Origin of the sequence: Amycolatopsis ultiminotia (assembly GCF_039536925.1) — a bacterium.
Taxonomy (GTDB): domain Bacteria; phylum Actinomycetota; class Actinomycetes; order Mycobacteriales; family Pseudonocardiaceae; genus Amycolatopsis; species Amycolatopsis ultiminotia.
This window is the reverse complement of record NZ_BAAAZN010000009.1, coordinates 269574-287998: the sequence shown is the minus strand read 5'-3', so window position 1 is coordinate 287998 and position 18425 is coordinate 269574. Positions and strand designations below refer to the sequence as shown.

Annotated in this window: 18 protein-coding genes, 1 tRNA gene and 1 riboswitch; of the genes, 11 read left to right on the top strand and 8 right to left on the bottom strand. The window is 69.4% G+C overall.

The window, feature by feature from the left end; genetic code table 11:
• Positions 1 to 727: 727 nt before the first annotated feature.
• The 3 genes from ABD793_RS22415 (at position 728) to ABD793_RS22405 (ending at position 4855) form a co-directional block, all read left to right on the top strand.
• Positions 728 to 1327, top strand: coding sequence for a hypothetical protein (locus tag ABD793_RS22415; RefSeq protein WP_344863010.1), 600 nt, complete (start codon positions 728 to 730; stop codon positions 1325 to 1327).
• 139 nt (positions 1328 to 1466) lie between these two features.
• Positions 1467 to 3659, top strand: a complete 2193-nt coding sequence (locus tag ABD793_RS22410) for a bifunctional MFS transporter/dTMP kinase (RefSeq protein ID WP_344863008.1) — start codon at positions 1467 to 1469, stop codon at positions 3657 to 3659.
• Entirely contained in the window at positions 3656 to 4855 is a 1200-nt protein-coding gene (locus tag ABD793_RS22405) for a DNA polymerase III subunit delta' (RefSeq protein ID WP_344863006.1), read from the top strand. The genes ABD793_RS22410 and ABD793_RS22405 overlap by 4 nt, the downstream gene beginning before the upstream one ends.
• A 50-nt stretch (positions 4856 to 4905) precedes the next feature.
• Here the strand turns inward: ABD793_RS22405 and ABD793_RS22400 are convergent, their stop codons facing one another.
• A complete protein-coding gene (locus ABD793_RS22400; RefSeq protein WP_344863005.1) occupies positions 4906 to 6600 on the bottom strand; it encodes a hypothetical protein in 1695 nt (564 codons plus the stop codon).
• 135 nt (positions 6601 to 6735) lie between these two features.
• Here ABD793_RS22400 and ABD793_RS22395 point away from each other — a divergent pair.
• Positions 6736 to 6809 (top strand) — tRNA-Thr (locus tag ABD793_RS22395).
• A gap of 274 nt (positions 6810 to 7083) precedes the next feature.
• Here ABD793_RS22395 and ABD793_RS22390 read toward each other — a convergent pair.
• Positions 7084 to 8055: an amidohydrolase family protein gene (locus ABD793_RS22390; protein WP_344863003.1), complete on the bottom strand. Its 972-nt coding sequence runs from the start codon at positions 8053 to 8055 to the stop codon at positions 7084 to 7086.
• Positions 8056 to 8196: 141 nt separating this feature from the next.
• On the opposite strand from ABD793_RS22390, the gene ABD793_RS22385 reads away from it, so the two are divergent.
• The gene (locus ABD793_RS22385; RefSeq protein ID WP_344863001.1) at positions 8197 to 9099 is read left to right on the top strand and encodes a LysR family transcriptional regulator; all 903 of its coding nucleotides are present in this window, start codon (positions 8197 to 8199) and stop codon (positions 9097 to 9099) included.
• 15 nt (positions 9100 to 9114) lie between these two features.
• On the opposite strand, the gene ABD793_RS22380 is transcribed toward ABD793_RS22385, so the two are convergent.
• Positions 9115 to 9648 carry an alpha/beta hydrolase fold domain-containing protein gene (locus ABD793_RS22380; RefSeq protein WP_425548734.1) on the bottom strand — a complete coding sequence of 178 codons (534 nt, stop codon included), beginning with the start codon at positions 9646 to 9648 and terminating at the stop codon, positions 9115 to 9117.
• Entirely contained in the window at positions 9569 to 10066 is a 498-nt protein-coding gene (locus ABD793_RS22375; RefSeq protein WP_344862997.1) for an alpha/beta hydrolase, read from the bottom strand. Before ABD793_RS22375 ends, ABD793_RS22380 begins: the two co-directional genes overlap by 80 nt.
• Between ABD793_RS22375 and ABD793_RS22370 the strand changes: the two genes are divergently transcribed.
• The gene (locus ABD793_RS22370) at positions 10011 to 10400 is read left to right on the top strand and encodes a TetR/AcrR family transcriptional regulator (protein WP_344863126.1); all 390 of its coding nucleotides are present in this window, start codon (positions 10011 to 10013) and stop codon (positions 10398 to 10400) included. The two genes, ABD793_RS22375 and ABD793_RS22370, sit on opposite strands and share 56 nt — an antisense overlap.
• A 135-nt stretch (positions 10401 to 10535) precedes the next feature.
• Here the strand turns inward: ABD793_RS22370 and ABD793_RS22365 are convergent, their stop codons facing one another.
• Both ABD793_RS22365 and ABD793_RS22360 read right to left on the bottom strand, forming a co-directional pair.
• Complete coding sequence (locus ABD793_RS22365; RefSeq protein ID WP_344862995.1) at positions 10536 to 11639, bottom strand: hypothetical protein; 1104 nt, start codon at positions 11637 to 11639, stop codon at positions 10536 to 10538.
• 23 nt (positions 11640 to 11662) lie between these two features.
• Positions 11663 to 12124 (bottom strand): YbaB/EbfC family nucleoid-associated protein, encoded by a 462-nt coding sequence (locus ABD793_RS22360; RefSeq protein ID WP_344862993.1) that lies wholly within the window; start codon positions 12122 to 12124, stop codon positions 11663 to 11665.
• A 178-nt stretch (positions 12125 to 12302) separates the two neighbouring features.
• Here ABD793_RS22360 and ABD793_RS22355 point away from each other — a divergent pair, with 178 nt between their 5' ends.
• Positions 12303 to 12764: a hypothetical protein gene (locus ABD793_RS22355; RefSeq protein ID WP_344862990.1), complete on the top strand. Its 462-nt coding sequence runs from the start codon at positions 12303 to 12305 to the stop codon at positions 12762 to 12764.
• Between the two features lie 51 nt (positions 12765 to 12815).
• Here the strand turns inward: ABD793_RS22355 and ABD793_RS22350 are convergent, their stop codons facing one another.
• Complete coding sequence (locus ABD793_RS22350) at positions 12816 to 13274, bottom strand: GreA/GreB family elongation factor (RefSeq protein ID WP_344862988.1); 459 nt, start codon at positions 13272 to 13274, stop codon at positions 12816 to 12818.
• Positions 13275 to 13396: 122 nt separating this feature from the next.
• Here ABD793_RS22350 and ABD793_RS22345 point away from each other — a divergent pair, with 122 nt between their 5' ends.
• From ABD793_RS22345 to ABD793_RS22330, 4 genes are all read left to right on the top strand, one after another.
• Complete coding sequence (locus ABD793_RS22345; protein WP_344862986.1) at positions 13397 to 13984, top strand: TetR/AcrR family transcriptional regulator; 588 nt, start codon at positions 13397 to 13399, stop codon at positions 13982 to 13984.
• A gap of 19 nt (positions 13985 to 14003) precedes the next feature.
• Positions 14004 to 14522, top strand: a complete 519-nt coding sequence (locus ABD793_RS22340) for a gamma carbonic anhydrase family protein (RefSeq protein ID WP_344862984.1) — start codon at positions 14004 to 14006, stop codon at positions 14520 to 14522.
• A gap of 48 nt (positions 14523 to 14570) precedes the next feature.
• A riboswitch (ZMP/ZTP riboswitch) is annotated at positions 14571 to 14658 on the top strand.
• Between the two features lie 21 nt (positions 14659 to 14679).
• Positions 14680 to 15948 (top strand): serine hydroxymethyltransferase, encoded by a 1269-nt coding sequence (locus tag ABD793_RS22335; RefSeq protein ID WP_344862982.1) that lies wholly within the window; start codon positions 14680 to 14682, stop codon positions 15946 to 15948.
• Positions 15949 to 16141: 193 nt separating this feature from the next.
• A complete protein-coding gene (locus tag ABD793_RS22330; protein ID WP_344862980.1) occupies positions 16142 to 17788 on the top strand; it encodes an MDR family MFS transporter in 1647 nt (548 codons plus the stop codon).
• Between the two features lie 68 nt (positions 17789 to 17856).
• Here ABD793_RS22330 and ABD793_RS22325 read toward each other — a convergent pair whose 3' ends face one another.
• On the bottom strand, positions 17857 to 18375 hold the full coding sequence (locus tag ABD793_RS22325; RefSeq protein ID WP_344862978.1) for an inorganic diphosphatase: 519 nt from the start codon (positions 18373 to 18375) through the stop codon (positions 17857 to 17859).
• Between the last annotated feature and the right edge of the window lie 50 nt (positions 18376 to 18425).

The following is an 18425-nucleotide window of genomic DNA, read 5'->3' as shown; positions in this document are numbered from 1 at the left end:
CGGTCGGCCGGGGCCTGCGGTCGGGCCTGGACGGCGGTCGGCCGGGGCCTGCGGTCGAGCGGCCGTCGTGATTGGGCGGCGGTGGTGACTGGCCGGCGATGGCCGATTGGGCAGCGATGGCCGAGCGGTGGTGGTGGTTGGGCAGCGGTCGTCGGGGGGTGGTGGCTGGGCGGCAATGGCGATGGGGTGGCGGTGGCCGACCGGTGGTGGTGGCCGGTGGTCGCCGAGGGGCGGTCGTGGTTGGCGGGGGATGGTGGTTGGGCGGGGATCGTGGTTGGGCTGCTGGTGTGGTTGGGCGGGGATGGTGGTTGGGCTGCTGGTGTGGTTGGGCGGGGATCGTGGTTGGGCTGCTGGTGTGGTTGGGCAGGGATGGTGGTTGGGCAGCTGGTGTGGTCGGGTGCGGAGTGTGGTCGGTCATCGCGTCGCTTGGCCGGTCGGGCTGGGGTGGGCCGGGTGGGTGCTCGGACGGAGTTTTGTTCGTGCTGGCCGGGGTGTCTGGTCTGGGAGTGGTCCGGGGGGACCGGAGGAACGGGGTGGGAGCGGCGGATTTCCGGCGGTCGGTGGTGCGGGTGGTTACTCGGCGGTGGCACGAAGTCGGCCTCTGGGTACGGAGGGTGTTCGACGGGGTACCTCGGCAGTAGTGGTGCTGCGGCCATTGGGCGGATGCGATCGCGGCCACTCTCGTCGACACTGGACGCGGACGGCATTCCGTAGTGAGGTGGTCACCATGAGCACGAGCGATGGGGCTCCTTTCTTCCCCGGCCCGGCCGCTGAACCCGAGTGGGACGGCACGCTCGGCGGGGACGTCGGTGGTGAGCGCTTTTCCGATGCGCTGTCCGGGCTGGTCACGACGAGCAGCGACGGGCACGGCCACTCCGGAGAGCCGTTGCCGACCGCTCGGCCGGTCGAGCACGATCCGGAGGCCGTGAAGCGCATGGTCGAGGCCGCGCTCGAGGAGGAGGCCAAGAAGACCGCCGCGGCGCCGGCGCCGGGCTCGTCCGAGGACGAACGGCCGGATCGGGTTCCGCTCGGGTTGCTGCCCCGGCAGCGGACCTGGCCGACGCGGGCACCGCAGCTGCTGAAGAAAGTCCCGCGGCCGAAGCCGAGGCAGATCGCCGAGGTCGCCGACGACGACATCGAGGAAGAGCTGGCCGAACGGCAGGTGCGCCGTCGGGGCCTGCCTGCCATGAGCATGCCCAGCATGGGCAGGCCCTCGACCAGTACGGCGGGGGTCGTGCTGGCCGTTGTGCTGCTGATCGTCTTCGGGGTGGTCGCCATCGAGATGATCGCGAGCCTGGTCAGCAGCGTGCGGGGACTGTTCGGCTGAGACCGCCCGCCCACCGCGACACCCGGGCCGGTTCCGAGCCCGACTCTGCTCCGGGGCTACCCTGGCGAACACGGTCGGGGGATCCGCAGGGGTCGCCCGGCGCCGCCGTGACGAGTGGGGTGGGCATATCAGCGAGGGCGTGCGGTCGGTGCCCGGGTCCGGTCCGGGTGGGTCGAGCGGGGCCGAAGCGTCCACGATCCACCGGGTCCGTCGAGTGCTGGCGATCAGACCATTCCGTCGCCTGTGGGGCGTCACATACCTGTGCAGCGTGGCCGACTGGCTGAACCTGCTGGCGCTGACCAGTCTGAGCAGCAAGCTGCTGGACAACTACACGGCGCAGAACTTCGCGTTCGTCGGCGTCGTGCTCACCAGCCTGCTGCCGGGTCTGCTGTTCGCGCCGATCGGCGGGCTGCTTGCCGACCGCTTCGACCGGCGCAAGATCATGGTCATCTGCGACCTGCTGCGCTGCGGGTTCCTGCTGTCCATCGCCATCGTGGGCGCTCCGTGGTGGCTGTTCGTGGCGAACTTCCTGGTCGGCTGCTGCTCCATCATGTGGATCCCGTCCAAGGACGCCGCAGTGCCGAACCTGCTGCGCCGCCCCGACCAGGTGGAGACCGCCAACCAGCTCGGCCTGGTGATGACCTACGGCCTCGCGGTGATCACCGCGGCCGGGGCGAACGCGCTGATCCTCGGCATCAACTCCACGTTCCACCTGTTCCAGGGCACGACCGTGGATCTCTACATCGCCAAGCTCGTCGTGGTCATCACCGGCCTGCTGTACCTGACCAGCGGCATCCTCGTCGCCACCCGGATCCCCGAGCTGTCCCGGCGCAACGTGCACGCGCCGCCGGAACAGAAGGCCGAGAAGGCCGAGAAGGCCGACGAGGAGAAGTTCGGCCTCGGCGAGATGATCCGCGACGGGGTCCGCTTCGTACGCAGTACGCCGCTGGTGCGCGGTCTGCTGATCGGCGCGTTCGGTGCCTTCGCGGCCGGTGGTGCGGTGGTGGCCTCGGCCAAGCCGTACTCCTCGTCGCTGCTGGCCGGTGACGCCGCGTTCAACCTGCTCGTGCTCGCGGTGTTCCTCGGCCTCGCCACCGGGATGGCGGTGTCGCCGAAGCTTGCGCACCGGCTGCCGCACGACCGCCTGTTCGGCATCTCGATCGTCACCGCCGGGCTTTCGCTGGTGGTGGTGGCGTTGTCGCCGCACCTGGCGATCTCGTTGATCGCGGTCGCGCTCGTCGGGGTCTGCGCGGGCACCGCGTTCCTCACCGGCGTCACCATCATCGGTTCCCGGGTGGACGACGCGATCCGCGGCCGGATCAACGCGATCTACCAGTCGATGTTGAAGGTGGTCCTGTTCGGGTCCACTGTGGTCACCCCGTTGCTGATCGGCCTGGTGCAACCGCGGCGGGTCAGCGTCTGGGGCAACGTGCTGACCATCGACGGCACCCGCCCGGTGATGATCGGCGGCGGCGTGCTGGCCGTGCTGCTCGGCGTGGTCGCCTACCGGCAGATGGACGACCGGCGCTCCGAGAAGATCCTCACCGACCTGCGCAACGTGCTGCGCCGCAGCCCGCGCCGGGTGAACGGCTACCTGATCGCGCTCGAAGGCACCACCGCCATCAACACCGCCGAGCAGGCCACCCGGCTGGCCCGCTGGCTCGGCACCGGCACCCGCCCCGTCGTCCGCGCCGCGGACCCCGCGCTTGCCGAACGCCAGTTCAACGCGCTGGCCGCCGACGCCTCGCTGTCCGGCGCGCGAGCGCAGGCGCTGCTCGCTGCAGCGATCCGGGCCGACCTCGTGGAACGGGAGATCCAGCCTGCTCTCGACGCGGGATCGGTGGTGGTGATGGAGCGATTCGTCGACTCGCCGCTGGCCACCCTGTCCGCGGTCGCCGGTCTGGACAGCGGTGAGCTCGAAGGGATCACCGACTGGGCCACCGGCTGGCTGCGTCCTGACCTCACCGTGCTGCTCGACACGGCCCCCCGCGCCGTCGATCCGGACCAGACCAAGCTGTCGCTGAACGAACAGTGGCGCGTGCAGAAGCTGCTCACCGAAATGGCTTCCGCGGACCCCGATCGCTACGTGGTGATCGACGCCGACGGCACCGATGCCGAGGTGGCCGCCCGCGTCTCCACCGCGGTGCGTGCGGTCTTCGTGGGCAGGCTGTCGAATCTCGCCCCCGCGGAACAGGGCGTCGAGGAGCCGAGCGGTGCCGCCGTTCCCGAGGAAACCGCGGCCGCCGACGTTGCCGAAGCGACGGCTGCGGAAGCAGAGCTGGCGCCGGGTACACAGCAGGCCCGTGAGACCTCCGAAGCAGAGGCGAAGTGACCGCACTGATCGGCGTCTGGACTGGGCTGGTCGGGCAGGAACCGGCGGCGGAGACGCTGGCGGGTGCGGCCTCCGCGGCGGCGAAGATCGTCGCAGGTGAGGCCGTCGCGCCGGGCGCGATGACGCATGCGTGGCTGCTCACCGGTCCTCCCGGATCCGGGCGCTCGGTCGCCGCGCGCACCTTCGCCGCGGCGCTGCAGTGCAGCACCGGCGTCGGGTGCGGCGCGTGCCCCGGCTGTCGTACCACGATGGCAGGCACCCATGCCGACGTTCGGCTCGTCGTGCCCGAGGGCCTGTCGATTTCCGTCGCCGAAATGCGTGCGCTGGTGCAGGCGGCAGCGCGGCGGCCGACCACCGGCCAGTGGCAGGTGGTGATCATCGAGGACGCCGACCGGCTCACCGAGGGAGCGTCGAACGCACTGCTCAAGGCCGTCGAGGAGCCCCCGGAGCGCACTGTGTTCCTGCTCTGTGCGCCGTCGGACCATCCGGAAGACGTGTCGGTCACGATCCGTTCCCGGTGCCGGCTGGTGCCGTTGCGGACTCCTCCGGCGGCGGCGATCGCGCAGGTCCTCGTCTCGCGAGACGGCATCGATCCGGAGCGGGCCCAGTGGGCGGCGTCGGTGTGCAACGGCCACGTCGGCCGGGCTCGCCGGCTCGCGACCGACGAGGCCGCGCGGCAGCGCCGGGACACCGTGCTGCGGATCCCGCTCGGCCTGCGCCGTCCTGCGGATGTGTTCACCAGCGCCGACCAGCTGATCAGCGCCGCCGAGGCGGACGCGGGCGAGGAGAGCAAGGCCCGCGACGAGCCGGAGCGCACCGAACTGCGCACCGCGATGGGTGGTGACGGTGTGGGCAAGGGCGTCGCCGGAGCCAAACGGGCCGCCGACGCCGCGGTGAAGCAGCTGGAGAAACGCCAGAAATCCCGTGCCACGCGGACCCAGCGCGACACCCTCGACCTCGCGTTGGTGGACCTCGCCGGCTTCTACCGCGACGTGCTCGTCACGACCTCCCGGTCCGGCTCCACGCTGACCCACCCCGACCACGCGGACGCCATCGCGTCCGCCGCCGCGGCATGGACTCCCGAGTCGACGCTGCGCCGGCTCGAAGCGGTGCTGGAATGCCGTGCGGCGATCGGGCTGAACGTGAAGCCGCGGATCGCGGTGGAGGCCATGGTCACCACGCTCCGCCAGGGCTGACCCCCGAACACACGGTGGCCCCCTCCGAAGAGGGGGCCACCGTGTGTTCGTCAGTCGCGCGGATGCGGTGACGGCTTGAACGGCTCCGGCTCGTCCGGGCCGCGGTTCACCGGCCGGTTGAGTGCCAGCGCAGGCCGACGACGGCTCGGGAACGCCGCGACCATCACCACGCCGAGCAGCAGCATCGCCGTGCCGGTCCAGAACAGCGGCACCGTGTCGTACGCAGTGCCCGTGTACGCGAGGTTCTTCGCCGGTGCCTTCGGCGCCTGGCCACCACCGTTCGGCGGGGCGGGTGCCGTGCTGCCGCAGACCACGCCGCCGGTCGGGGCGTACGCGCGGGCCACCTGCTCACCCAGCGAAAGCTGCGCCAGCGACGACGGCAGCTTGTCGCCGGCTTCCTTCGGCAACAGGGTCTTGAGCCGTTCCGTCGGCAGCACCTGCAGGTCGAACAGCCGCGCGGACGCACCCAGCTGGTAGCCCTTGAACGGCGTGCTCGCTTCGGACTTCTTCTGGTCCAGGTTCGCGATGCTCAGCCGAAGCACGCCGAGGTCGAGCACCTTGCCGGCGGTGCTGCTGAGCTGCTGCAGACCGTCGCGTGCGGTGGCGACGAGGCCGCCGACCACCGGCACGTTGTCCAGCGCGCCGAACTGGTCGCTCAGCGGGGACAGCGGCAGGCCGATCGGGATGTCCTTGGTCGGATGCGCCGCGTCCAGCGTGTAGAGCGTCTTGCCGCCTGCCGAGATGGTCAGCACCGGTGCCTGGTAGTCGACCTTCGACGTTTTCGCGTCACCGGTCGAGGTCACCGTGAGCGTCGGCTGGCTGGCCACCTTGAGGTTCATCTCGAGCGGCGTGCCCTTGAGGATGGCGATGTCCGCGGCTTGCAGCGTCGAGGTGGACTGCACGGCCTTGTTCTTCGACCCCGGCAGATCGACGAGCTTCACCTGCGACCGCGACGACAGCGTGTTCGGCAGGCTCAACAGCGAACCGGCGCCGGTGGCCGAGGTCTGGCCACCGCCGGACAGCAGGCCACCGAGGCCCTGCAGGCCGCTGGCCGGGTCGAACCCCTCGGCCAATGTGGTGTTCTGCGGGAGGTTCAGCCCGCCCCCGCCGAGCAACGGGACCTGCGGCAGCGTCGGGATCACGTTGAGCAGCGACAGGCTGGCCACCGACGTGCTGGCGTCGGAGATGGTGTCCACACACGGTCCGAGCGTGTCGCTCCAGCGGGCGTGCGCGCTGCCGTTGAGGAGCCCGACGTTCAACAGCGGGTTCGACGGGGCGTTGAGACCGCCGGTGATCTCCTTGGGGTTGTCCGGCAACGCCGTCTGCGCGAGGCTGCCCGGCGTCTGCGGTGCCTGGCCACCGACCGCGAGCCCGAACGGCGAGGCCTGCGCGATCGACTTCTCGTAGTTGAGGTAGGCCTCCGAGTTCGCGGATGCGCTCGACAGGCCCATCCCGGCCTCCAGCGCCGACTGCTTCGGCAGCTGCTGGCCGAACCCGGGGAGGATGGTGTCCGTGGTGACGGCGTTCGGCAGCAGGCGCACCACCCCGAGCGCGGTCCCCGCGTCGCCGACCGCGTGCCCGAGCGGCTGCGGCCCGGTCGGCGCCGAAGCCGGTGGCTCGCTCGGATTCCCCGGCTGCGGGATCGGCGTGGTGGGGATGTCCTGCGCGCCGGCCGGACCCGCGCTGAGCAGCAGCAGGGCCGCGGTGGCGGGTATGGCCACCGCACGGGGCAGTCTTCGCCGCATGTGCCGAGTCCTCCAGGTTGTCGGAGCAGGGGATGAGACCGAAGTCATAGCAGCCTAACGACGCGGCCCCCGGAAGGTGACGCATCGGACCTCCGCTACACTTGTCCCCGTCGTGCGGCACGGCCACTGCGACACGCCGCCTTAGCTCAGTCGGCCAGAGCGATTCACTCGTAATGAATAGGTCGGGGGTTCGATTCCCCCAGGCGGCTCACAGATCAGGCCCCATCCGGACGCTTCCGGATGGGGCCTGAATCGTGGGGTGCGCCTGACTGGCTGCGGGTGTCCGAGCGGACCCGAGACGAAGCTGTGGCGCAGCCCCTCGGGCGTCCACTGAGCCCGGCCGGCTTGATCATCCGACGGAGATTGTTGAAGTCCCGCTCGCTTCGTGCCGACGCCGGACTCGCCGGCGGTGCGTTCCCGGACCGTAAGGTGATCACGTTCGTCCGCTGTTCGGCGAGACCCGGGCCGGGCTGAGGCCGCCGGTCAGAGTCCGAGGAGTCGTTCGGCGTTGCCGTGCGCGATCTTGTGGCGGTCGGTCTCGGAGAGCGCCGCGCCGGCGAAGGCCGTGGTCGCAGATGCGGTGTCCTCCCACGGGTAATCGATCGCGAACATGATGGCGTCGGCGCCGATCGACAGGACTGCCCCGGCCAGTGCGGCGGGGGACGGCACTCCGCTCACCGTGATCAGGATGTTGGTTCCGATGTAGTGGCTGGGCAGGTGCGCGAGCGGGCGAACCGGGTCCATGGTCTGGTAGCGGGAGTCGAGGCGGGAGATCATGAAGGGCAGGAACTCACCCATGTGCCCGAGGATCAACCGGGCGCCGGGATGCCGGTCGAAGACCCCTCCGTAGAGCATCCGCAGAGCGTGACCGCTGGTCTGGACGGCCCAGGTCCAGGTCGGGCCGACCAGCTCGGGGCAGCCGTCGAGGACGTCCCAGTGGTCCCGCGGGGGTGCCGCGGGATGAAGGTACAGCGGCACCTCGAGCTCCTCGAGGGCGCTCCAGAACACGTCGAAGCGGGGCTCGTCGAGGTAGTGGCCGTCGGTGTGGTCGTTGACAAGGGCGCCTCGCATGCCGAGCTCGGTCACCGCACGCCGCAGCTCCACGGCCGCAGCTTCCGGGTCCTGCAGCGGCACCGCGGCGAACCCGGCGAACCGGTCGGGCTTGTCTGCGATGGCCTTGGCCAGGTAGTCGTTGGCGAGCCGCGCGTCCTCGATTGCTTCGGCGGGGGAAAGGTCGGCGATCTGCAGCCCTGGCGCGCCGAGCGACAGGACCTGCACGTCGACCCCGTGCCGGTCCATGTCGGCCAGGCGCAGCTCGGCGATGTCCGGCAGCCGCTCGGCCACGTGCCGGGCGATCTCCCGGCCGACCGGAACCGCCCCGAGATCTCCGGCCGCGGGATGGCGCCGGTCGAGCTCCGGAATCGAGAACGCCTCTTCCAACGCGATCAGTCGCATGTTCCTGTCCTCCACGGGCCGGTCTCGACGATGTCGATTCTCGTCTCCACCGACGCTCCTCCGCGCACCGATTTACGTCCAACGAATGATTTCGATGCCACCATCGGCGGCATCGATACACCGGTGGGCGATACTTCACGAGTGGATTTGCAGCAGCTGTCCTACTTCGTCGCGGTCGCCGAGGAAGGCAGCTTCACGAGGGGGGCGCAGCGCGAACACGTCGTGCAGTCGACGATGTCGGCGGCCGTCGGACGCCTCGAGCACGAGCTGGCCCAACCGCTGTTCCGCCGCGCCGGGCATCGCATCGCGCTGACCGCGGCCGGTGATCTGCTGCTCGAGCGGGCGCGCACTCTGCTGGCCTCGGCGCGGGAAGTCCGTGATGAGCTCGGGGCGCTCGACGGCACCGTGCAGGGCAGCGTGACCCTGGGCACCGTGCTCTCCACGGGGACCTTCGACCTGGCCGCGGTACTCGGTGCGTTGCGCCGGGAGCACCCTGCTCTCCAGGTGCGTGTGTGGTTTTCGGCGCTGGACCACGATCGGCACCTAGAGCGGGTTGCGGACGGCACCTACGACCTGGCGCTGGTCCCCGAACCCGACCTGCCCTCGCCGGGGATTCGGCTGCAACCGGTCGGCAGGCTCGATCTGGTCCTCACCGCGCCGCTCTCCGCGGAGCTTCCGGCATCGTCGCTGAGCGCGGCAGCGACGATGCCGTTCATCGATTTTCCGGTGGGATGGGCGAACCGGATACGCACCGACCGGCTCTTCGCGGCGGCCGGGCTCGAGCGCGACGTCGCCATCGAGGTGGTGGACGTTGCGACCGGGCTGGAACTCGTCCGTGGCGGACTCGGTCTCGCGTTCCTGCCGCGGCGGCTGGTCGAGGGCCGCACCGATGTGCGGATCGTGCCGCTCGAGCACCCGACGCTCTCCCGGGTGCTCGTTCTGGCCCGGCCGGACGGTCCGCAGCGGCCGACCGTCGAGACCGTGTACCGCGCATTTGCCCGTGGCGGCGCTTCGACGGAGCCGAAGAAATCGGGAAATCCCTGAAAAAGACGCATTTGCCTATCGAGAAGGGGCGTCGAGAAACTGTTTCGTGACGCCGTAACTGATCTGGCTGCCCCAGGAGTTCCAGAACCGGTCGAAAACGTGCTCGGTGAACGGGAGGAGCAGGGTCGGCGGTAGTCCCGGCCGTACGTAGGTGATCGGTGAGGTCGCGCGGTATGCCTCGGGGACCTGCTGCGGGGTGCCACCGAAATACGTCGCGCCGGTGTCGTCGGCGATGCTGGGTACGCCGGAACTCTGGTCCGCGGTGTCAGTGGGTGCGTAGCTGGCGATCACGGCTCGTGCGGCGCGCTCGGGCACGCCGCACGAGGGCGGAAACTGGCCGGTGCCCACTGTGTACGCGGCGAGCAACGCGAGGTTCCCGCCGGCGGAGTTGCCCGCGAGTGTGACCCCGTTCGCGTCGACGCCGAGTCGCGTGGCGTTCTGCGCCACCCAGCCGACGGCACACTTGGCGTCACGGGTTTCCTCTCGGCCAGAGCGGCTGCGGGTGCATGCGGTACTCGACGTCGAACACCGTGTAGCCCTGGTTCGCATACCACTGCAGGAGGGTCGGACGCTGGTCGAGCGCGCCGCCGGTGAAGCCGCCACCGTGGACGTACACCAGCACCCGGCCGCGAGCGTCCTTGTTCGCGGGCCGCCAGACGTTCGCGTGGAGCTTTGTCCCGTAGACGTCACCGAGGGGACGGCTGCGCCGGCAACCCCCACGATGGCCAGTCCCGTGGCGAAAAGCGCCATGAAACGACGGCGCCGCCAGGCGAGCGCCGCGGTCACGATCCCGATGATCGCGGGGACAAGCAGGTACAGGGAGAACGACGTGGCGACCACTGACCAGAGCCACGCCCACACCGGAAGCGTCGGCGTCACCGCGACGACGCAGGAACCGCCCCCGAGCGTCGCTGCTCGGCGCCGCGCAGCAGGTGCTGGCCGAGGACGGCGACACGGAGGTGAGCATCCAGGCGATCACCGATCGCGCCGACGTCGGATTCGGTTCCTTCTACAACCACTTCAGCAGCAAAGCGAAGCTCTTCACCGCCGCCGTGACCGACGCGTTCGACCGGTACGGCGCGTGGCTTGCCCAGCGGACCGTCCACGAGCCGGACCCGGTCACCCGGTTGGCGATCAGAATCCGGTTTACTGGCCGGAATCGACGGGAACAGGCGCGGATGGCCGACGCGGTGGCCCGGTACACACTGCGGATGCTGGGCGTCCGCGAGGACCGGATCGAGGAACTGTCGGCCCGGCCGCTCCCACTAGTCGGGTCCGAACCAGAATCCTCTTCGCGCTGAACCGGTACTGTCTCCGGTGCGGGACTGCTGGGTGCCCCGAGCCGAGCGACTACGGATCGAATGCGAACCTCACGTCGTGCCGGGGCCGCGGTTCGCGGAATTCCCGACAGCTGCGCAATCCCGGCGCCGGCGGGCTCAGGTCAGCGCGCCGCGCATGTCGTTGCTGTAGTTCGTGAAGAGGGTGCACGCGGAGAGGACGACTCCGACAATCGCTTCGATCACCTGAGCCACCTTCAGCAGCTTTTCGGTGGCTTCCTTGAAGCCCTTGAGCAGGATCTTGACCAGCCGGTGTATCCCGGCCATTGCGGCGAGGAGGTCGGGGGAAGGCGTGGGCACCGATTTGGCATCCGCCCGGTCGAGGAGTTCGAACAGGAGAATCATGTCGTTCGGGATGGCGGTGAGTATGCCGTTGATTTCGGTGAACAGCAGGTAGCAGCCGTGCGCGTGGGTCTTGTAGTCCTCGCCGCAGTGCGCGATGGTTTCGCCTGCGTCTTCGTACACGTCGCAGATCTTGGTGACCGACCTTTCGGCGAACTCGGATGCGTCGCCGTCCCAGTGCCAGAAGAGCGTCCCCGCGCAGCGGCGGGACAGTGCACTCAGGCCTTGCCAATAGTCGCCCGCATTGCTCATTGCGTCGCCCGCCTGGTAAACGCCTTTCCAGTCCCCGGTCAGCGCTTCGGTCGCGAATCCGCAGATTTCGAGCCAGCTGCCGAAGACCCCGTCCCAGATGCTCTGGAGTGCGGGGTTCTTGAAGGACGGATCCGGGATGACGACGGATTTCGGGAGACCAAGGATGGTGTCGACCACGTCCTCGATCCGGAAGTCACCCGCACTCGGCTGCATGCTCGGTGGATAGCCGGAGCCGAAGTCGTAGGCCATGCCGCCGGAGCGTTCGAGATCGGGGTCACCGCTGGAGGGCAGCTCATAACCCATCGTGTCCCAGGTTTTGCTGATGTCCTCGGCCGCGGCATTGTCGGAATTGGTGTACAGGCCCGCGACGTCGGTCAGATTCTGGTTTATCTTGCGCAGCATTGCGGGCGTGCACCCGGCCGAGACCGCGACTTCCTTCGCCAGCGATTTGTGGTGGACGACCAGCAGGTCGAGCAGGCCGCCTGCCTTCCACTCCACCAGGTTTTCGCGCACCATCGGATACAGGTATTCCGCGCCCTGGTCGGCGAGTTCGCCGAACCGGGCCTTGGCCAAGGTGAAGGCCCGCGGATCCCAACGGAATCCCCCCATGTCTGCGTTCCTTTCTGTCGCGGTCAGTCGTCCTGGTCCCAGGTGGCCAGCTTGACGACGATGTCGTTGTCGTTCCGGCGCGATGCGAGGTGAGCTGGTTCGGCACCGATGTCGGACTCCGGCGACGGGAACTCGGTGCGCAGCCGCTCGGCGGCGAGCCCGGCGAACGGGAGGTCCGCACCGGCCCGCTCGGTGAGGGATTCCACCGCGACCTCGGCCAGCCGGGATTGGGCGCGCTGGACGCAGTGGACGACCTGTCGCGCGATCTCCTCCGGCGCCCAATGCCGAACCCGTTCGTCGAGCGTCAGTTCGTGCAGCCTGCCGCTGCCGGTCACGGTCGCGCGCACGGCGCCGTCCGCCGCCTCGGCCTCCGCAGTGACCACCGAGGTGATCTGCTCGCCCTCGTCCAGCGCGCGGATGCGCTGTTCGGCCCGTTCGATCGAGGCGGCAAGCCGCCGCTTGAGGTCGTCCGGATCGGATGTCACGCAATTCTCCCTGGTCACCGGCGTGCTCCGGGCATCTGGCGCGGGAGCTGAGAAGCCAGATGTTACACAATGGATCGATCTGTCGCAGGAAGTTGACCGGATGGCAGTCGGCCGGGTGGCCGGGCAGCCGAGCCGGAAGACCGATGGCGGCCGCGTTCGGTCCGGCTTCACTCGGGGGATGAAAAGCATCGTGAGCAAGGTGGTCTGCGGCGCGCTGGCGGCGGCGACGGTGACCACGGTGTCCGCATGCGGGCTCGGGGATTCCGTCGTCGAGCACGGGAACGGGCACGTGAAGGCGGTTTCCTACGAAACCGGGATCGAGGGCAAGAACGATCCGGCGGCGAAGCTGCCGGCGTGGGTGCCCGACGGTGCGCGCAACGTCGTCGAACTCGTTCGCACGACCGGTTCCGAACGGCTGCTGAAGTACCAGTCCGCCGGTACCGCGTTGCCGCGCACGTGTGAGCCAGGGCCAGTGGAGGCCAGGCCGCCGACGCTCACCGCGGACTGGTGGCCCGCCGGCGAGCACCTTCGTACGGACAAGGTCTGCGACGGCTGGCACGTCGCCGTCGAGCACGACGGGGTGTACGCCTACCGGGCCGAGACCGTCACCAACGCCGGCACCGGTGCGAGCGGAAGCTGACACCGCAGGGCCGCCCGGTGAAGCCGGGCGGCCCTCGGGTGTCCTTTGTGCTCAGCCTTTCGGCGGGGTCAGCTCCAGCACCGTCACCGTCGTCTCCCCGCGCGGCGTCCGGTAGGTGACCTTGTCGCCTGCCTTCGCACCGACCAGCGCCATGCCGAGCGGGCTGTCCGAGGTCACCGAATCGACGTCTTCGCCGGGAAGGGTGACCACGGTGAACTCTTCCTCGTCCCCGTCGGCGAAGCGCAGCGACACGCGCGTGCCGTCGGGGAGCAGCGAGCTGTCGTACGCGCCGTGCTCCAGCTTCGCGGACACGTCGGCGATCTGCCGGTCCAGCCTGGCGGCGGTCTCCGCGCGGTCGATCACGTCCGCCTGGTCCGCCGCGTCACCGGTGCGCTCCTGCTCTCCCGGCTGCGGCGCGAGCGCATCCCGTTGCGCGCGCAGGTCGGCTATTTCCTTCTCCAGCTGACGGCGCGCCGCCGCGCTGAGCCCCTTGTCCCCTGAGATCACCATGCCGGGCATTGTCCGCTGCGCGGACCGGGGTGGCCAATCCGGTTTTTCACCCTTCGGAGCAGGCCAGGACATCTGCCCTAGACTTCGGGCCCGCCGTTCCGAACGCCGTAACGAGGATCACCGTGAGTGCCGTACCCGGTCGCAGCGCACAGCTGTCGCCCAACCAGCTGCAGAAGCAGGAACAGATCGTCGAGGCCGCCCGTGTGGTGCTCGCCCGTGACGGCCTGGCCGGTTGCACGGTACGGGCGATCGCGGACGCCGGCCCGCTCACCAAGAGCGCGATCCACTACTACTTCGCCGACATCGACGTGCTGATCGACCGCGCGATGGCCGCGCACATCAACGCTTTCGCCTCCGGGCTGCGCACCGTCGCGCAGCGGCACCGCGACCCGCGCGAGCGGCTGTTCGCGGTGACCGAGGCGTACCTCGCGGAATTCGCGGAACGGCCCGGCGCGGCCTTCCTCTGGTTCGAGTACTGGATCGCGGCAGGCCGCGCGCAGCACCCGCAGGCGATCGACGTGATGCTCACCTCCATCACCGAACTGCTCGTGGAACTGCTCGCCCCGCTCGACGTGGACGATCCGCGTGCCCGCGCCCGTGCGTTGCTCAGCTACCTGCTCGGCGCCGTCGTGCAGCAACGGGTCCGGCCCCGGCCGTTCGAAGGCCTGCACGGGGACATCGAAGCACTCTGCTTCGCCGGATATCGCTGACGCCGCTTAAGGTGCGGACATGCCTCTGTTCTCCTTCGAGGGGGTCAGCCCCACGGTCCACCCGGACGCCTGGATCGCCCCCACTGCCACCCTGATCGGCGACGTGACCGTCGAGAAGGACGCCTCCGTCTGGTACGGCGCGGTGATCCGCGGCGACTTCGGTCCGATCGTGATCCGTGAGGGCGCCAACATCCAGGACAATTCGGTGATCCACTCCAACGCCGAACTGTGCGAGGTGGGCCGCAACGTCACCGTGGGGCACCAGTGCCTCGTGCACGACTGCACGGTCGGGGAGCAGGCCCTGATCGGCAACGGGTCCACCGTGCTCGACCGCGCGGTGATCGGCCCGCGGGCGCTGGTCGCCGCGGGGGCCACCGTGACACCTGGTACCGAGGTGCCCGGCGAGACGATCGCGATGGGCAGTCCGGCGAAGAAGTTCGTGCCGCTCACCGATTCCGCGCGGATGTGGGTGGAGCACAACGCGGCCGTGTACCAGGACCTCGCCCGCCGGCACCGGGACGGTATGCGGCCGGTGTAGCGGCTTTCCCGCGGGCCGGGCACCGCGCGGGCGGTGCACTAAACTTTGCCCCGCATCAGCGACTGGCGCCATTGAAGAGGTGGAGCACCACCGGGGAGCGACGACGAGGCCGGCACCGCGCGCCTGGGTGGTGGCCACTGCACAGCCGGAGTACGCGATGACACACCAGCCCGCCCTGTCCGCTCTCGCCGCGGCCGACCCGCAGCTCGCCGGCCTCGTCGAGGACGAGGCGAAGCGGCAGCACGACAAGATCCGCCTGATCGCCTCGGAGAACTACGTATCGCAGGCGGTGCTGGAAGCGACCGGCACCGTGCTCACGAACAAGTACTCCGAGGGCTACGCGGGCAAGCGGTACTACGAAGGCCAGCAGCTCGTCGATCAGATCGAGACGCTGGCGATCGAACGCGCCAAGGCCGTCTTCGGGGCGGACCACGCCAATGTGCAGCCGTACTCCGGCTCGCCCGCGAACCTCGCGGTGTACCTGGCCTTCGCGAAGCCCGGTGACACGGTGCTCGGCATGGCACTGCCGGACGGCGGCCACCTGACGCACGGCTGGAGCGTGTCGGCCACCGGGAAGTGGTTCACGCCGGTCCGCTACGGCGTGCGCAAGGAGACCGGCCGGGTCGACCTCGACCAAGTCCGCGACCTCGCCCGCCAGCACCGGCCGAAGCTGATCTTCGCGGGCGGCACGGCGATCCCGCGCACCATCGACTTCCCGGCGTTCGCCGAGATCGCCCGCGAGGTCGACGCGGTGCTGGTCGCCGACATCGCGCACATCGCAGGCCTGGTCGCCGGTGGCGCGCACCCGTCGCCGGTCGGCCATGCCCAGGTGATCACCACGACCACGCACAAGACCCTTCGTGGCCCGCGCGGCGCGATGATCCTGTCCGACGCCGAGCACGCGAAGGCCGTGGACAAGGCCGTCTTCCCCGGCCTGCAGGGCGGTCCGCACAACCACACGACGGCCGCCATCGCGGTCGCGCTCGGGGAGGCGCAGCAGCCGTCGTTCTCCGAGTACGCGCACACCGTGGTCGCGAATGCCAAGGCGCTCGCCGAGGCACTCGTGGAGCGCGGCTACGACCTGGTCTCCGGCGGCACGGACAACCACCTGCTGCTGATCGACCTCACGAGCAAGGCCGTGCCCGGCAAGCCTGCCGCACAGGCGCTGGACCGTGCGGGCATCGAGCTGAACTACAACACCGTCCCGTTCGACCCGCGCAAGCCGTTCGACCCGTCGGGCATCCGGCTCGGCACCTCGGCGATCACCACGCGCGGGCTGCGTCCCGAGCACCAGACGCAGGTCGCGGACTGGATCGACCGCACGGTCACCGCCGCGGCCGCCCAGGAGGAACCGGCGCTGGCGACCATTGCGGCCGAGATCCGGGAGTTCCTCGCGCCGTTCCCGATCCCCGGCTACGCCGTCTGACCTAGCTCCGTCAACGGGCCGCCCGCAGCAGCGGGCGGCCCGTTGTGCTGGTCAGGGCCCTGCGATGAGCATCACAGGGATAGTTGATTGTGTAATGCAAGCTTCTCGGGAACACTTGTGCAAGGCAAGTAGTTGATAGGTGCAAGCAACTAACAACGAGCGGCCACCAAGACCACGAGCAAGGGAGAACCCGATGAGCGACACCAGCACGGAAGGGGGCGCCACCACGAGCGGACGGCTATCGCACCGACAGATCCTCACCGTTCTGTCCGGGCTGATGCTCGGCATGTTCCTGGCGGCACTCGACCAGACCATCGTGTCCTCGGCGATGAAGACGATCGCCGACGAACTGCACGGGCAGAGCCTGCAGGCCTGGGCCACCACCGCCTACCTGATCACCGCGACGCTGTCCACGCCGCTGTACGGCAAACTGTCCGACCTCTTCGGCCGCAAGCCGATGTACCTCACCGCGATCTCGCTGTTCCTCGCCGGTTCACTGGCCAGCGGCATGGCGAACTCGATGTACGAACTGGCCGCGTTCCGCGCGTTCCAGGGCCTCGGCGCCGGTGGCCTGATGTCGCTCGCACTGGCGATCATCAGCGACATCACCTCGCCCCGCGAGCGCAGCAGGTACCAGGGCTACTTCATGGCCGTGTTCGGCGTCTCGAGCGTGGCCGGTCCGGTCGTCGGCGGATTCTTCGCCGGTCTCGACTCGTTCGCAGGCATCACCGGCTGGCGCTGGGTGTTCCTGGTGAACGTGCCGGTCGCGCTGGCCGCGCTGGTCGTGGTGAGCAAGGTACTGAACCTGCCGCACAAGCGCGTGCAGCAGCGGATCGACTTCCTCGGCGCGGGTGCGCTGACCATGGGCCTGGTGCCGCTGCTGCTGGTCGCCGAGCAGGGCCGCGAATGGGGATGGGGCGCGCCGGTTTCGCTCGCGATGTACCTGGTCGGTGCACTCGGGGTGGTCCTGTTCATCCTGCAGGAACGCCGGATGGGCGATGCTGCGCTGCTGCCGCTGCGGCTGTTCCGCCGCCCGGTGTTCCGGGTGGCCACGATGGTCACCGTGATCCAGGGCATCGGGATGTTCGGCGCGATGATGTCGCTTCCGCTGTACCTGCAGATCGTGAAGGGCGCGACGCCGACCCAGGCCGGGCTGCAGATGCTGCCGCTCACCCTCGGGATCATGGTGGCGAGCCTGACCAGCGGCCGGGTGATCAGCCGGACCGGACGGTACAAGCCGTTCGCGGTGGCCGGTCTCGGCCTGATGGCCGCGGCACTGTTCGCGCTGTCGACGATCGGCGTGGACACCCCGCTCGGCGTGGTGATGGCGATCGCGTTCGTGATCGGTCTCGGCCTCGGTTCGTCGATGCAGACGCTGACCCTGGCCGCCACCAACGACGTCTCGCCGAAGGACATCGGCGTCGCGACCTCGTCGGCCACGTTCTTCCGGCAGATCGGCGGCACGGCGGGCACCGCGGTGTTCCTGTCGATCCTGTTCAGCACGGTCGGCGACCGGATCGCCGCGGCGGTCCGCTCGGCGATGGGTTCGCCCGCCTACACCGCGGCGCTGGCCCAGCACCCGGAGTTCGCGCAGCGGATGTCCTCGGGTGGGGTCGACGTGAACGACACGTCGTTCCTCGCCGGTCTCGACCCGGTGCTCGCCCGGCCGATCCTCGACGGCTTCGCCAGCTCGATGAGCACGGTGTTCCTGATCGGCGGCGTCGTGCTCACGGTGGGCTTCGCCCTGGTGTGGCTGCTGCGGGAGAAGCCGCTGTCGGACAAGTCGGCGATGGAGTCCCGCGCCGAGGAGGAGGCCGCGGAACTCGCACTCGCGGGCTGAGCCCGTACGCGAAAGGGCCGTTCACCCCACGTGGGTGAACGGCCCTTTGCCGTACCTGCGGTACCTGTTCAGTGCTCGGCTTCGCCCTCGAGCTCTTCCTTGGCGAGGCGGTCCTTCTCCCGTTCGAACGAGCGGGAGATCTCGGCCTCGGCCTCGGTGCGCCCGACCCAGGTGGAGCCCTCGACGCTCTTGCCGGGCTCGAGGTCCTTGTAGACCTCGAAGAAGTGCTGGATTTCGAGCTTGTGGAACTCGTTGAGGTGGTGGATGTCGCGCAGATGCTCCAGCCGCGGGTCGTTCGTCGGAATGCCGAGCACCTTGTCGTCCGGGCCCTTTTCGTCGGTCATCCGGAACATGCCGATCGCGCGGCACCGGATCAGGCAACCCGGGAACGTCGGCTCCTGCACGAGGACGAGCACGTCGAGCGGGTCGCCGTCCTGGCCCAGTGTGTCGTCGATGAAGCCGTAGTCGGCCGGGTACTGCGTTGCCGTGAACAGGGTCCGGTCGAGCTTGATCCGACCGGTCTTGTGGTCGACCTCGTACTTGTTGCGCTCCCCCTTGGGGATCTCGATCGTGACGTCGAATTCCACGGTCGTCCTCGCTGCTTCTCGAATCTGGGTGTCCCACGCATCGTGGGCGG